Raw genomic sequence first — 13,718 nt, forward strand, 5'->3', positions numbered from 1 at the left:
TTACCACTGCCGTCATGTCTCTTCATCAGCTCAGAGGTGGGTCAGCGGGTGTCGTACTGCCCCAGATAGTGCTCAACCCGCTGGCGGGTGTCGGCGATCGCCAGCCCCTGGCTCCAGTATTCGACCATAGCGTGGCCAAAGGCCCAGGCGGCGCGATCGGGCTGGTCGTTGTGGTCGAGCAGTAGCGGCCAGAGGGCGAGCAAATCGAGCTGCACCTGGTCGGGGCCAATCACCTTAAACAGGTCGTAGGCGAGCTGCAGCTTGCCCAGCACCACGGGCAGCTGCTCGACCGGAATCTGCTCGGCCAGCAGGTAAGCTAGGGCCGGGGAGCCAGTGGTGAGAGTAGCGAGAAACTTTAGCACCGGGCTTTTGAGAAAGGCGGTGAGCCCCTGGGTGGTGCTCATCTGCAAGCGGTAGCGGTTGATCAGGCGGGCGGCGGCGGTGATTTTGGTCTCGCGATCGCGCAAAAACCGCGCCAGCCGCAGTTCTTTAGCGGGGTCGATCAGCTCGACTAGAGCAGTGGACAGAGCCTCGACATTCCACCCAGGGCGTTCGGCGTTGCGGGTGACCAGGGGCAGGATGCGATCGCACAGTTCACCCAGCTGTTCTTGCCGGTAGCGGGTGGCCTCGCGGATGGAGACTTCCTTAGGGCGACTGCCCCACTGCCAGTCGTAGGGGGGCTGCCACTCCCGCAGGGGCCGCAGCCGATCGATCTGGGTTAGAGCAGTAATGGCGGGCAGATCGGGCACCTCCTCGCGCATGTCGCGCAGCAGATCGGCGTCCATTTGCAGGGCCGGGTCAAGGGCGGGGGTGACCAGCAGCAGCAGGTCGGCCTCGCGGGCGCAGTCGAGCAACTGATCGCGGTAGTCGGTGCGATCTACCTGCTCGTAGCCCGGAGAGTCCCACAGGGTGAGAGTTTCGCCCCCGTCACCCTGCCAGCGGTAGGTGCTGATGGTATCGGTGCTGGGCAGCACATCGACCTCGGCGCGATCGCTGTCAAACAGCGTGTTGATCACGCTACTCTTGCCCGCCCCAGTGCGCCCCACCAGCAAAATGTTGACGGGCTTTTCGGCCACCGCATTCACCGGCTCGGCCTGGTCGAGAATCTCCCGCAGGGTTTGAGTTTGAGCGGTGGGCAGCGGTTTTTTGGGACTAGGCAGGGTCGGCAGTTCGCCGCTGTAGAGCGCTACCGACTGGCGGTACAGGTTCCGCAGGGTGGCCTCTCGCAGCAGCGCATTCAAATTGCCCAGCAGCTGCTGGTTGGCCAGGGCGTTGGTGGGTTCGCTGAGGGTGCGGGCGGCGGCGGCGGCGGGGTTGATCAGCCACTGCGCCCAGTTCCACGCCTGCCAGAGCTTGCGGGCCGAGGGTTCGACTTGGCGGTAGACCTCATAGCCCTGCACCGCCTGGCCCACGGTCACCTGGCCCAGCACCGGGGTGAGGGTGTCAATCCAGCGATCGACATCATCCACGGTGCCCCGCAGCAGGCCGTAGGCATCGGGTAGATAGATGTTGAGCAGCGGGTATTTCACGCCGGGATGGTGGGCCTGAGCTACCGCCGTCACGACCTCGCGACAGCGCTCCCAGAAGGGGTTCCAGTCTTCCCACAAGGGAGGGTCTTGCTGGGCAGCAACGAGAATGTCTTCCAGTGCCGCAGCGGCGGACCCGACGTTAGGAATGCCGACCGGGGCTTCTGCTTCGGTTACCTCATCCAGCTCCTGCTGAACCTGTTCTAAGGCCGCTTCCATTTGCTTAAAAACGGGCTTGGTCCAGCGGGCCAGCAGCCCTCGCCACAGCACCAGCATCAGGACGATTACGCCCCAGATCCAGTTCAGCCCCCAGGCGTGAATTTGTGCGCCTGCTGCCGTCAAAATGAATCCGACGATCGCCACCAGAGGCAGCGCCAGCACCGCCCACTGCCAGGGTTGAAGTCGCACCATGGCTCCGTTCCTACATAGCTAACGTCTTCAGTGTAAGCAGGGTTCGCCCCAACCTGAAGCACAGCCAATCATCCCTAGCCGCTGACCGGGGCTTTGGCACTGGCATCCTAGCGTTTCAACAAGACCTGTCCAGCAACTTCTCAGAATTATCTGGACGGCTGCGACGCGTAGTAGAGCAGCGGGCGGTCGTCTACCACAGCTCGACCCGTTGGCACCATACCCAACCCTTCTAGCACGTGAATGGATGCTGTGTTGGGCTCATCCACGTCGGCTACCACTTGGTCCAACCCCAAATCGTAAAAGACATAGTGCAAAATCGCTGCCGTTGCCTCCTTGGCGTAGCCTCGGCCCCAGAGCGGCGGTCGGGTGCCAAATACCACGCTGGGGGACTGGTCGGGAACGGACATCAGACCTGAAAAACCAGCGATGGTTGACGACTGGCCTCCAGAGGCATCCCCCGATCGCTCAAAAAACAGCCACAGCCCATAGCCCTGTTGGACGAAGCTCTCGTTGCTAGCCGCCAAGAAGTCGCTGGCCTCCTGGCGGGAAAGAGTGCGATCGTCGAAGAGAAATTGCCGTATGTCTGGGTCAGTCCACAGCTCATGCACTGCGTCGAGGTCGGCCAGGGTGCAGGGCCGCAGCATCAGGCGCTCGGTGTGCAGAATCTGGGACATGACCTAGGTGATGTTTTAGGCGGGTTGGGCAAAGGGAAGGTCAGCGGACTCGCGCTCGCCCTCTGGCTGCTCAGTGCGCTCCGCCACTGGCAGCGGCTTGCGGCCATAGCTCAGCTGGTTGAGCCAAAACACATCCTCGGTGCGCACTCGCTCAAACCCGGCGTAGCCCAACCAGGCATCCACATTGCCCTGACCGTAGTCGCGAATAAAGGGTTCCTCAAAAATGGTGCTGAGCCAGTCGCTAGCCCGCAGAGTGCGCTGGTTGCCGTCGAGCACCAGCATTTGCCCACCGGGCGTCAGCAGCCGAAACGCCTCTGAGAGAATGGTTTTAGCCACCGCTGGGGGCGTTTCGTGGAACAGCAGCGTGGCGCACACCACATCAAAGGAGGCCGCAGGTAGCCCCGTGGCCATGGCATTGCCGTGGCGAAAGGTCACATCCACCGCCGCCGCTTGGGCTTTGTAATCGGCCATCACCAACATCTGGGGCGACAGGTCGAGGCCAATCACCTCGGCATTGGGGAAGTGTCGCTTCAGCATCAGCGTGGTGGTGCCCGTGCCACAGCCCAGGTCTAAAATCCGCCGAGGCTCACCGTGAATGGCTTTGACCAGACTCTCGCGCACCCAGGTTTCGCCGGGGGGCAGCACGTACTGGGTAATGGGGTCGTAGGTGAGGGCGGCATCGACATTCAGGTAGCCGTTCTTAATGCCGTGGAAGTTGCTGACCTTATAGTAGTTGGGATATACCACCTGGGGATTGGTGAACTGGCTCACCCCAGATTCCCAGTCAATACTGTCGCGCAGCCGCAGCAGGGCATCGCGATCGACCAAGTGCGACAAGATCGGCGCAAAGAACTGCTCAAACAGGGTTTTAGACTGAGATGCCATAGGTCAATACCAACGCCGCGCAAACTCTCCTCAGGGTAACAAGTTCGTTTCTCTCTCGCCAAGAAAAAAGGAGCGATCGCCAATTCTTCAACCCAAGCAAATTAGCTTAGGGGAGCAATTATTGCCAAGCCCTAGAGCAGCGACAGCACGCACTATCTATCAACTGCCCTATGGAGTGTGTAACTGTACCGCCCACAATAGATAGGCCAATGTTCAAGAATGGGGCAAACACGATGAATCACGAGGGCAAAGCAGTCCTGTTTACATTGCCGGGTTATAGACTACGCTCTGGCTCCACCCGCGATCGCGCCACCGTAGTCAAGTTTATGGAGCGCACCTATGGCGAGCTTGACCCCCAGCAGCCCACAGGCCACATTGCTGTCACGGTCGATCGCTTCCTCGGTCGAGAGACGCCCCTCTGGTGGGTGGATGTGGATTCTACCGCTGCTCCGGTGGGGGCAATCTGGTTAGGGCAAGCGACCGATCAGCGTAGCGGCGTTCTGCATCCCTACGTGCTGATGCTCTACGTCGCTCCCGAGCATCGGCGGCAAGGCATCGCCACGGCTCTACTGGCGGTGGCCCATCATTGGGCGCAGCAGCAGGGGCACAGGCAGATTAGCCTGCAAGTGTTTAGCGACAACCAGGCAGCTCAAGCGCTCTACGCTAGCCTGGGCTACCAACCCGAGGCAGTATTGATGAAGAAAGAGTTATCTCAGCAAAAGGCAGAAAAAAATTGAATCTACCTTTTTGCGATCGCCTAACTCATCTGCATTACAAGAACGAGTCAATCAGTATTCATTTGCCCTTCTGCCAAAGCCTCACGTATTTTCTTGTGAGAATTCCCAGCCTTACGAGCTAGGTCAATATTTTCAATTAAATAACTCGTGATCGGCCTACAGGCGGGGATTAATTGAAGTAGCTTATCGTTGAATTCTTTATTAGGCTGTTTTGACAGAATCTCAAAGTCCTCAGGCGATAAAGAATAGCTGCCATCGTTACTCGAACAGTATTCAAGATCACGACTTAAGTGTTTGACTCGCAATAAACTAGCTTCTTTATTTGATATGACCCTCTGCGAATCCCACACAGCTCTTTCGGAATCGTTCATCAGTATCATTGGATCGCTGCATCCTAATGTGACAATCGCCAATGAAAATATGACCGAGGCTGGAAGAAAACTCACTATTGATAGGGATAGACTGGGTGAAGTAAGGTGTGACTCAACACTAGATTAAGTTGTGTTGAGTTTCGCTAGCGCACTACTCAGCTTAATGATTAATTCCGTCAATCCAAAATCGGCAGTCCAAAATCTAAAATCCTCCTACCGCTGATACCAAGCTGCCAGCGCCAAGGCCAGTCCATCTGCCGCATCGTCGGGGCGGGGAATGCGCTCTAGGTCCAGCTCTCGGGCCACCGCCTGCTGCACCTCAGACTTATCGGCATTGCCGTAGCCCGTCAGCGCCTGCTTCACCTGAGCCGGGGTAAACTCCACAAAGGGCAGGTTGTGCTGGGCCAGCACCAGCATCACTACCCCCCGCGCCTGGGCTACCAAAATCGTATTGCCCATGCGATAGAAAAAGAACTTTTCGATCGCCACTAAATCCGGCTTGTACAGCTCTAGCAGGCTGTGCAGGTCGGTGTAGATAGTGCACAGGCGATCGCCCACCGGAGTCTTGGCCGGGGTTTCAATCACGCCAAAATCGACCACCGCTGCCTCGGCGTGGGTGCCAGAGGCAGCGGTGGCCGAGAGATCGGCCCCGTCGATTACCCCAAATCCCAGAATGGCTAACCCTGGGTCAAGCCCGAGAATGCGCTGACCCACAGTAATGCTTACCGCGCCCCCACCGGCTGGCGACCGTTGACCGCCGCTTCGTCGGGGTCGGCCAGCCCAAACACCTTGCAGAAAACCTTCTCGACCTTATAGCCCGAGTCGATGCTCTCTAGCGGATCTTTGCGCAGGCGGTGGCGCAGGCAGAGCACAATCACCCGCTTGATGTCGTCGAGGGTGACTTCGGTGCGGCCCTCGTAGGCGGCGATCGCCTTGGCCGCCCGGTTAGTGACAATGTCACCCCGCAGCCCGTCCACATCTAGCTCTGAGCACACCTCAGAGATGCGCACCCGGTCTTCGTAGTCGAGGTTGACCGAGGCCAGCCGCTGCTGCGCCTCCACCAGTTTGACCTGGAGTGCTTCCTGCTCGGCCTGGTGCTTGGTCAGGTAGGCGGCGGGGTCGGCGTCAAACTCAGAGCGCTGCTCCACAATCTGCACCCGCAGCTCGGGGTCGCGCACGGTGCGAATCTCGGCGTGCATACCAAAGCGATCGAGCAGTTGGGGCCGCAGTTCCCCTTCCTCGGGGTTGCCGGAACCGACTAGCACAAACTGGGCCGGGTGGCGAATGGAGATGCCTTCGCGCTCCACGGTGTTCCAGCCCGAGGCGGCGGAGTCGAGCAGCACATCGACGAGGTGGTCGTCGAGCAGGTTGACCTCGTCTACATAGAGAATGCCGCGATTGGCCTTGGCCAACAGGCCCGGTTCAAAGGCTTTAACACCTTCGGAAAGGGCTTTTTCAATATCAATGGTGCCACAGACTCGGTCTTCGGTAGCTCCCAGGGGCAGATCGACCATGGGCACTTTCTTAAGCGCCACGGGCAGGTCGTCGGTGCCGCGCTCAGCCCACACGTCGCGATCCTGGGGCGAGCGGCTAAAGGGGTCATCGGCCACAACCTCGATTTCGGGCAGCAGGTCGGCCAGGGCGCGAATGGTGGTGGATTTGCCGGTGCCGCGATCGCCCATGATCATCACCCCGCCAATTTTGGGGTCGATGACGTTGAGCAGCAGGGCCAGCTTCATGTCGTCTTGGCCAATCACGGCGGTGAAGGGAAATACCGCGCGGCGAGCGGGGGCAAAGGTGGCCGAGGGGGTCGCAACAGTAGAATTCACAGGCGTTTCAAAAGATGACGGCAAAATTTAAGAGTGTCTTCCATTGTGCCACAGTACCTGCGCTCCTTTGGCTGAGCACGATGTAAAAGAGCGATTCTCGCTAGCTCCTGGCTAATGATGCGCAAAGTCAGGAGACTGGGGTGTGCTTGATAAAGGGACATACTGCTCTATTAGTACTGCTTAGCATTGATGGAAGATGAGAGTAGCTTAGAGCTGAAGATGCAAGTATATGGACCTAACATAAAGTTCTGGCGAAAGTATTGCTTAAGCCGATGGTGCCCGTGAAAATACGGACTGTGCATTTGCATCTACCAGAGTTTAGACACTTTAGATGCAAGGGAATTCATTGTGAGTATTCAAACAGTTTCAGGTTTAAGATCAGTACTGCAAGCAGCAGTTGTCATCGCCGCAGTTTCAGCAGTTGCGGCTCCTGCACAGGCAATAACGTTCAATTTAGGTGGAATATCTGTCCCTGGCGAGGGAGTTAAATCTTCTGTCGCTGGGAGCACTACGATCGACTTCAACGGCGCGCCTCTTGGCTCAAGCAATGGTTACACCAGTGGCATTGCTTCGTTCCTTGGTCAAGGCAGTATTGTTAACGGTACTGTGGAAGGTCGCTATATTGCTCCGTCTCCCGATGACATTTCTAACTACCTAACGCTAGGAGCGCCTGAAGAACCCGGGCCAGTAAGTATCAAGTTCAACAGCTTGTTAAACTATCTCGGCGTGTTTGTAGGATCGATTAACAACTTCAATAGATTAGAGTTTTATCAGAATGGCTCTTTTGTCCATGAAGCTTTGTTTGCGGGAGATGGTAGTCCTAATAGCTTCGTGTACGTTAATTTCTTCTCGCAGGGTTCAACAGACTTGTTTGATGAAGTAAGGCTGTTTTCTAGCGAAGCTGCCTTTGAAGTTGACAACATTGCATACAGAACTGAATTTCCATCAACAACGCCAGTCCCCACTCCAGCCCTTCTCCCCGGATTGATTGGAATGGGTATTGCAGCTTACCGCAAGCGAAAGCCTCAATCGCTCGCACAGCCTGAGACAGCAAACCTGTAGCGGTCGAGATTCTTATACACATGACAAATGCCCCTAACCATGCCGTTAGGGGCATTTGTCTTGATTGGTAGGGCGATCGCATTCTCAAAATATTCATTCTGCCAATTGGGCGATCGCATTCTCAAAACTCTGTTACGCATTGAAACCTGAATAGGTATAGTCGTCCCGATTTTCTCTGGGGAGTCGCCACCGCATCCTACCAAGTTGAGGAAGCCTGTCAGCAGGATGGCAAAGGCCCGTTAATCTAGGACATCTACTCTCATCTGCTTAGCACAACCTACAAAGGCACCAACGGAGACATTGCGGCAGACCATTACAGTAAATAGAAAGGGTGCGTAATGTGGACCATTGACGCACCCGATGAGTGAACTAAGTTTTTGCTAGCGTTCCAACAAATTTAAAGTGCCAAGAGCTGATCTAATGCATCTAGCGCTTCACACTTGGGTGGGGCTGGATGCGATCGCCTGGTCTGAGCAAGTTGTGCTTCACCGTAGCTAGGTAGAGCAGTTTCCCGAGCAGCAAAACTGTCTCCCCCTTCAGAAGGGCGACCATAAAGGTAGTCATCGCAATAGCGGCGAAACACGGCCTCTACAGCAGCGCGGGCGTTCTTAAGCCCCCACTCAGCGGCAATCAGCTCGGCTTTTTCGAGCACATCCTGACTTAGGCGAACCTTGTTGTCGTGGCGAGTGGGGCGATCCGAGTTGGGAACGGGCTGGGTTATTTGGTGGTCATGCATAGTTGGGTATCCCCGGTCATCAAGAACAAGCCGCGAACGTTGGCAAATTGAGGGTCGCCCATGACCGCGAATAGATCGTGCCCTTGCAGGCGATCGGCGATCAGGTGAGAACCCCCACCTGTCACCAAAAAGCGCGTCACCCTGGGCATATAGGGGGTGTACTGGGCTTTCACGGTCTGAAAGATGCCCTTAAACCACGGGTCTAAATATTCATCGAGCCAGTCAGCCCAGGCCAAGCCCGTATCAGCGTAGACATGGTCAGTGCGAAAGCCATCCATGACGATGCAGGGATCGGCGCTGCTGCCCAAGAGATCGGTGAGACGATGGTCAAAGCTGATGGCGGTAGCCAATTCGTAAGTGCCGCCGCGATCCATGATGTTTTCGTCAATCACTTCGCCGTCGGCATCCACTAGGCGGGTGAGCCAGGTGCCGCCGCCAATATCGACCACAATGGTGTAGCCCTGGCCGGGGATAATGCCCTGAGCCTTAGCATAGTGGTAGGACCCCATGCCCTCACGGCCTACCTCTACCGATTCGACCTTGACGCGAAACTCAACGTCGTTGCGAATGAACTCGTGGACACCGAGCAGCTGAGCCTGAATATCTTCGCCGTTGCGGGCCGGGTCGGGGGTAGAAACATGGAGATCGAGGCTGTAGTCGGCCACGTTGCCAGCTAAGGGCTCAAGGCAGGCATAGAGGTGCAGCTTGGCCAGTTCTACCTTATTTTCAATGACGGTTTGCTGCTGGCGACGGTATTTGTAGGCCTGGGCGCCAAAGTGATAGCGACGGCCATCGGGCAGCTCGATCAGGGGAGAGGCCTCTGAAAAACTGACGGCATCGCGCCCTAGGGGCAGCTGGTAGCGCACCGAGCGAATGGCCTTGGGGTGGCCACTGCCGGCAAAGAATTTGAGGTCGTAGTTGCCGGCATCGAGGGCAAGCACCGGGGTGGTGGCGCTGGCCGCCTGGGTGCCGCGAGCCTTGGCCGAACGAGTCGCACCAGCGGCGGAGCGGCTGCGGGAGGCGGTAGTCGTGGTCATAGGAAACTCTCGTGGGGGATATCAGGTCAGCGGTGCGTTAGGCTACCGTCACAGCAAAGTTGGGAACGGTTGTACCCATAAGTACGCATGAACTAACACTAATGCATTTGTACTGTCCTGACAAGGGTATCGTTCAGGAGCCAGAGGGGGCAGACATTCCTTAAAATTTGTGGGATCTTTGTTTGGGCTTAGGGCGATCGCCCTACAGTCTCTAAGTAGCAAACTCGTCGGATGGAGACCCGGGTTATGGATGGGTGCACAGTCACAGATCTAACAGTCCACGGACAGCGCAACTGCTTTCAGTTTGGCCCTGAGCAGATGGAAGCGCTGCAGCGAACCGGGGTTTCGGTACAGCTAGAGCCGGGTACCAATATTGTCAAAATTCGCTCGGGCTCCTTTGGCTATGGAGCCGATTCTCTGCGCAATGAGCCGGTGGTAGTGCTGTGGATCTACGGCGGTCAGGTGATCAACCAAAAGACCAATGTGCCGGTGAATGCCACCTGGGTATCACTCAACGGCTACGACGATGCCCTAGTCATGGAGGTGGTGGAGCCCGCTACCCTTTGCGCCTTTTTCTTTGATACCTATTTAGAAGACAACGACGAAGAACTGACCCTCTCGATCGTGCGAATTTAGCGGAGCGGTTAGAGATATTACCATGGCAACTCAATTACCTTCTCTGGCTCGGGCCGTGGCGCTGCTGCTGGCCACAGCGGCGATTTCTCCGATCGCCGCCGATCGCCTCCTAGCCCAAGCCCCAGGCACCCTGCCCGACAAAGTCTTGATCCCCACTGAGCTGCGGGCGGATGCAGTGCTGCGCCTCGATGGCTCTAGCAGTATGGTGCTGGTTAACGAAGGCCTGCGCGATCGCTTCCTCAAACGCTTCCCCAATGCCTCAGTGGAAATGGGGGCCAGCCGCACCGACGACGCGCTGAGGGCGTTGATCGATGGCGAGCTAGATGTCGTGGCCGCCGGGCGACCGTTGACTGCCGCCGAGCGCAGTCAAGGTCTGGTGGAAGTGCCCATTGAGCGCGAAAAAATTGCCGTGATTGTCGGCCCCGAAAACCCCTTCAACGGCAGCCTCAGCTTTGATCAGTTTGCCCAAATGTTTCGCGGCGAAATTAGGAACTGGGCGGAGGTCGGCGGTACCCCAGCCCGCATTCGCGTGATCGATCGCCCCAACTACAGCGATACCCGCATCGCCCTGAGCCGCTATGCCGCCTTTGACGGGGCCTTCTTTGGCACTGGCTCCACCGCCGACCCCATCGATGACGATGACACCGAGGCCGTAATCAATGCCTTGGGCGCTGACGGCATTGGCTACGCGGTAGCATCTCAGGTGCTAGGCCGCAGCGATGTGCGGGTTTTAGCCCTGCACCAAACGCTGCCCAACGACCCCCGCTACCCCTACTCCCAGCATCGGGCCTACGTCTATAACGCTGAAGACCCCACCCCCGCCGCCCTGGCCTTGCTCGGTTTTTTCATGAAGGTGCCCGGGCCAACTAGCGCTGCCGCCGCCGAGACCAAGGCAGTAGAACCGACAGCAACACCCTCGCCTAAAACTACTGCCGCGATCGCAACTTCAGCCCCAACTGCAGCCCTTGAATCCACCGCTACCTCTCAGCAGGACACCGCTTTAGCACCCTCCGCTGGCACCACAACAGAGACAGCTTCATCAGGACGTTTTCCCTGGTGGCTGTTGGGCATTCCTGTTTTGGGCGGGCTGCTGTGGTGGCTGCTCAAGGGTAAGAGCAAACCGACAGCGCCACCCGCAGCAGCCCCGGTAATGGCGCCGGTAGCGGCTCCAGTAGCAGTCCCGGTGGACGATCTGGCCATAGCCCCTGTGCTCAGCCCAGAAACAGCTCAGCCCGCCCCTGTAAGAGACGTCGCTGCTGTTGTCTCTAAAACTTGCGCAGTTCAAACCATAACCGTGCACAGTCGCCGCAACGCCGTCCTGCTCAGGGGTGACCAGATGCAGTACCTACAGGATCAGGTCGCCGCCACCGACAGCCTCGATCCTGGCTCCTACATCCTTCGCATTAAAGCAGGCACCTTTAACTACGGTAACGACACCAAACCTGGCGAACCCTGGGTACTGCTGTGGATCTACGGCGGCCGAGTCTCAAATTTGAAAACTGGCGTCTGGGTCAACGGCACTTGGTCTACCCTCAATGGCTACGCCGACACCCTTTCCCTAGAGGTCGATGAACCGGCTCAGCTCTGTGCCTTTTTTATCGACACCTTTCCCGAAAACAACACCAGCGCCATCACTCTGTCGATTATCCGACTTTAAGAGCCGGTTCCTAATATAAGGTCAGACGATTTCGACCTTAGCGAGTTCACCGATTAGGCTCTAATCTATGCGTCCCACTGCCCCTCAGCCCCCGCCGCCCTGCCCTCGGCTGAGGCCTACCCTATAGGGATCATTTAAAACCGCTGGCGTGTTCCAAGTCACATTCCGCCACAATATTTTCGTCAACCCCTTGTCAAGCGGTACCCTCAGGCTCACACTGGAAATGTGAAACAGACGGTGTAAAACGAGCCAGTTTGTGGGCTTATTGAGGGAATCTTGTGAAATCAGTTCTGGCCATAATTCTAGGGGGCGGTGCCGGCACTCGCCTTTATCCATTAACTAAATTTCGGGCTAAGCCAGCGGTTTCTTTGGCCGGTAAATATCGCTTAATTGATATTCCCGTAAGTAACTGCATCAACTCCGAAATCCACAAAATTTACGTACTGACCCAGTTCAACTCCGCCTCGTTGAACCGACATATTGGTCGTGCCTACCAATTTTCGCAATTTACTGAAGGCTTTGTGGAGGTGCTGGCGGCCCAGCAAACCCCTGAGAGCCCCAGCTGGTTTCAGGGCACCGCCGACGCCGTGCGCAAATACCTGTGGCTGTTCGACTCCTGGAATGTAGAGGACTTCATCATCCTCTCCGGAGATCACCTCTACCGCATGGACTACAGCCTATTTGTCCAGCGCCACCGAGCCACCAACGCCGACATTACCCTATCGGTAGTGCCCATCGGCTACAAGCAAGCCTCCGACTTTGGCCTAATGAAGGTCGATAGCACCGGACGCGTGGTCGACTTCAGCGAAAAGCCCAAGGGCGAAGCCCTAGAGCAGATGAAGGTTGACACCACTTCCTTGGGTCTGAGCCCCGAGCAGGCCGAAGACAAGCCCTTCATTGCCTCGATGGGCATCTACGTGTTCAAAAAGCAGGTGCTGATCGACCTGCTGCGCAAGAACCTTGACCAAACCGATTTCGGCAAAGAAATCATCCCGGCCTCGTCGCGCGATTACAACGTGCAGGCCTACCTATTCGACGGCTATTGGGAAGATATCGGTACCATCGAAGCCTTCTACGAGGCAAACCTGGCGCTGACTCGGCAGCCCTATCCCGACTTCAGCTTTTACCACGAAGACGCACCCATCTACACCCGCGCCCGCTACCTGCCGCCCAACAAGCTGCAAGACTGCCAAATCACGCAGTCAAGCATCACCGAGGGCTGCATTCTCAAAAATTGCCGCATTCACCACTCGGTGGTAGGGCTACGCCAGCGCATCAACGCCGACTGTGTGATCGAAGACTCGTTGCTGATGGGAGCCGACTACTACGAGCCGCTGTCGGAGAGCAGCCAACACCTCACCCGGGGCAAGATTCCCATGGGCATTGGTGAAGGATCAGTGATTCGCCGTGCCATTATCGACAAAAACGCCCGCGTTGGCCGCAATGTGCAGATCGTCAACAAAGACGATGTGCAGGAGGCGGAGCGCGAAGACCTGGGCTTTTACATCCGCAGCGGCATTGTCGTGGTGCTGAAGAATGCGGTGATTCCCGACGGCATGATCATCTAAGGCCGGGCATCCGGTGACGCGAGATCAAATCCCTGTGCCCCTGTTGATGCTGGTGGGTATTCCCGGCAGCGGTAAATCAAGCTGGGCCAGGGATTTTGTCTTGACACATCCTCGCTACCGCATTGTGTCCACCGATAACCTTCGCGCCCAGCTCTATGGTGACGAAGCTATTCAGGGCGACTGGCTACGGATCTGGCATCAGGTGGTTACCCAGTGGCAGCAGGGGGTCGCGGCCATTCACCGGCGAGAGCTAGAGGGCGTGATCTACGACGCCACTAACGTGCGGCGGCGGCACCGGCGAGAGGCGATCGCAACCGCCCGCCAAACCGGCTTTACCCCCATCACTCTGGTCTGGTTTGATCTGCCCCTAAGTTTGGCGCTGGAGCGAAACCGGGGGCGATCGCGCCAAGTCCCCGCCAACATTATTGCCACTATGCACCGCCAGCTTCAGGGAGCACCACCATCCTTGCCGGAGGGGGTAGATAGGGTGCTGGTTTTGAGGCCAGATCTGTATCCTGCTTTACCATCTCAATCTGCTGACCCGCTACGCTAATGCCTGGGGATCGTGGGATCGCTAGGGCTAGGGCCA

The 13,718-nt window shown here is 57.3% G+C and carries 15 protein-coding genes and 1 pseudogene; 8 read left to right on the top strand and 8 right to left on the bottom strand.

The window, feature by feature from the left end; all coding sequences use genetic code 11:
- Positions 1–41: 41 nt before the first annotated feature.
- The 3 genes from H6F75_RS13635 to H6F75_RS13645 all read right to left on the bottom strand — a co-directional run bounded on the left by H6F75_RS13635 (position 42) and on the right by H6F75_RS13645 (position 3,496).
- Positions 42–1,937: a GTPase gene (locus H6F75_RS13635; RefSeq protein WP_190753028.1), complete on the bottom strand. Its 1,896-nt coding sequence runs from the start codon at positions 1,935–1,937 to the stop codon at positions 42–44.
- 146 nt (positions 1,938–2,083) lie between these two features.
- Positions 2,084–2,611: a GNAT family N-acetyltransferase gene (locus tag H6F75_RS13640; protein WP_190753029.1), complete on the bottom strand. Its 528-nt coding sequence runs from the start codon at positions 2,609–2,611 to the stop codon at positions 2,084–2,086.
- 15 nt (positions 2,612–2,626) lie between these two features.
- A complete protein-coding gene (locus tag H6F75_RS13645; RefSeq protein WP_190753030.1) occupies positions 2,627–3,496 on the bottom strand; it encodes a class I SAM-dependent methyltransferase in 870 nt (289 codons plus the stop codon).
- Positions 3,497–3,729: 233 nt separating this feature from the next.
- Between H6F75_RS13645 and H6F75_RS13650 the strand changes: the two genes are divergently transcribed.
- The gene (locus tag H6F75_RS13650) at positions 3,730–4,233 is read left to right on the top strand and encodes a GNAT family N-acetyltransferase (RefSeq protein WP_190753031.1); all 504 of its coding nucleotides are present in this window, start codon (positions 3,730–3,732) and stop codon (positions 4,231–4,233) included.
- Positions 4,234–4,280: 47 nt separating this feature from the next.
- Here H6F75_RS13650 and H6F75_RS13655 read toward each other — a convergent pair whose 3' ends face one another.
- The 3 genes from H6F75_RS13655 to bchI form a co-directional block, all read right to left on the bottom strand.
- A complete protein-coding gene (locus H6F75_RS13655) occupies positions 4,281–4,679 on the bottom strand; it encodes a hypothetical protein (RefSeq protein ID WP_190753032.1) in 399 nt (132 codons plus the stop codon).
- A 138-nt stretch (positions 4,680–4,817) separates the two neighbouring features.
- Positions 4,818–5,318, bottom strand: coding sequence for a crossover junction endodeoxyribonuclease RuvC (gene ruvC / locus H6F75_RS13660; RefSeq protein ID WP_190753033.1), 501 nt, complete (start codon positions 5,316–5,318; stop codon positions 4,818–4,820).
- A gap of 8 nt (positions 5,319–5,326) precedes the next feature.
- A complete protein-coding gene (bchI, locus tag H6F75_RS13665; protein WP_190753034.1) occupies positions 5,327–6,433 on the bottom strand; it encodes a magnesium chelatase ATPase subunit I in 1,107 nt (368 codons plus the stop codon).
- A 348-nt stretch (positions 6,434–6,781) separates the two neighbouring features.
- Between bchI and H6F75_RS29025 the strand changes: the two genes are divergently transcribed.
- The 3 genes and pseudogenes from H6F75_RS29025 to H6F75_RS28810 form a co-directional block, all read left to right on the top strand.
- The gene (locus H6F75_RS29025) at positions 6,782–7,495 is read left to right on the top strand and encodes a PTPA-CTERM sorting domain-containing protein (protein ID WP_190753035.1); all 714 of its coding nucleotides are present in this window, start codon (positions 6,782–6,784) and stop codon (positions 7,493–7,495) included.
- A gap of 27 nt (positions 7,496–7,522) precedes the next feature.
- The gene (locus H6F75_RS28505) at positions 7,523–7,645 is read left to right on the top strand and encodes a hypothetical protein (RefSeq protein WP_277874265.1); all 123 of its coding nucleotides are present in this window, start codon (positions 7,523–7,525) and stop codon (positions 7,643–7,645) included.
- Positions 7,642–7,818, top strand: a pseudogene (locus H6F75_RS28810) (family 1 glycosylhydrolase); the annotation flags it as partial. The gene H6F75_RS28505 and the pseudogene H6F75_RS28810, both read left to right, overlap by 4 nt.
- A gap of 74 nt (positions 7,819–7,892) precedes the next feature.
- Here the strand turns inward: H6F75_RS28810 and H6F75_RS13680 are convergent.
- Both H6F75_RS13680 and H6F75_RS13685 read right to left on the bottom strand, forming a co-directional pair.
- The gene (locus H6F75_RS13680) at positions 7,893–8,231 is read right to left on the bottom strand and encodes a hypothetical protein (protein WP_190753036.1); all 339 of its coding nucleotides are present in this window, start codon (positions 8,229–8,231) and stop codon (positions 7,893–7,895) included.
- Positions 8,213–9,268 carry a ParM/StbA family protein gene (locus H6F75_RS13685; RefSeq protein ID WP_190753037.1) on the bottom strand — a complete coding sequence of 352 codons (1,056 nt, stop codon included), beginning with the start codon at positions 9,266–9,268 and terminating at the stop codon, positions 8,213–8,215. Before H6F75_RS13685 ends, H6F75_RS13680 begins: the two co-directional genes overlap by 19 nt.
- Positions 9,269–9,514: 246 nt before the next feature.
- Here H6F75_RS13685 and H6F75_RS13690 point away from each other — a divergent pair, with 246 nt between their 5' ends.
- From H6F75_RS13690 to H6F75_RS13705, 4 genes are all read left to right on the top strand, one after another.
- Positions 9,515–9,904: a hypothetical protein gene (locus tag H6F75_RS13690; protein ID WP_242019992.1), complete on the top strand. Its 390-nt coding sequence runs from the start codon at positions 9,515–9,517 to the stop codon at positions 9,902–9,904.
- 22 nt (positions 9,905–9,926) lie between these two features.
- The gene (locus H6F75_RS13695; RefSeq protein WP_190753038.1) at positions 9,927–11,561 is read left to right on the top strand and encodes a substrate-binding domain-containing protein; all 1,635 of its coding nucleotides are present in this window, start codon (positions 9,927–9,929) and stop codon (positions 11,559–11,561) included.
- Between the two features lie 278 nt (positions 11,562–11,839).
- Positions 11,840–13,129, top strand: a complete 1,290-nt coding sequence (locus tag H6F75_RS13700; RefSeq protein WP_190753039.1) for a glucose-1-phosphate adenylyltransferase — start codon at positions 11,840–11,842, stop codon at positions 13,127–13,129.
- 34 nt (positions 13,130–13,163) lie between these two features.
- Complete coding sequence (locus tag H6F75_RS13705; RefSeq protein ID WP_347710649.1) at positions 13,164–13,682, top strand: AAA family ATPase; 519 nt, start codon at positions 13,164–13,166, stop codon at positions 13,680–13,682.
- Positions 13,683–13,718: the final 36 nt, after the last annotated feature.

Source organism: Nodosilinea sp. FACHB-131, from assembly GCF_014695395.1.
GTDB lineage: Bacteria > Cyanobacteriota > Cyanobacteriia > Phormidesmidales > Phormidesmidaceae > Nodosilinea.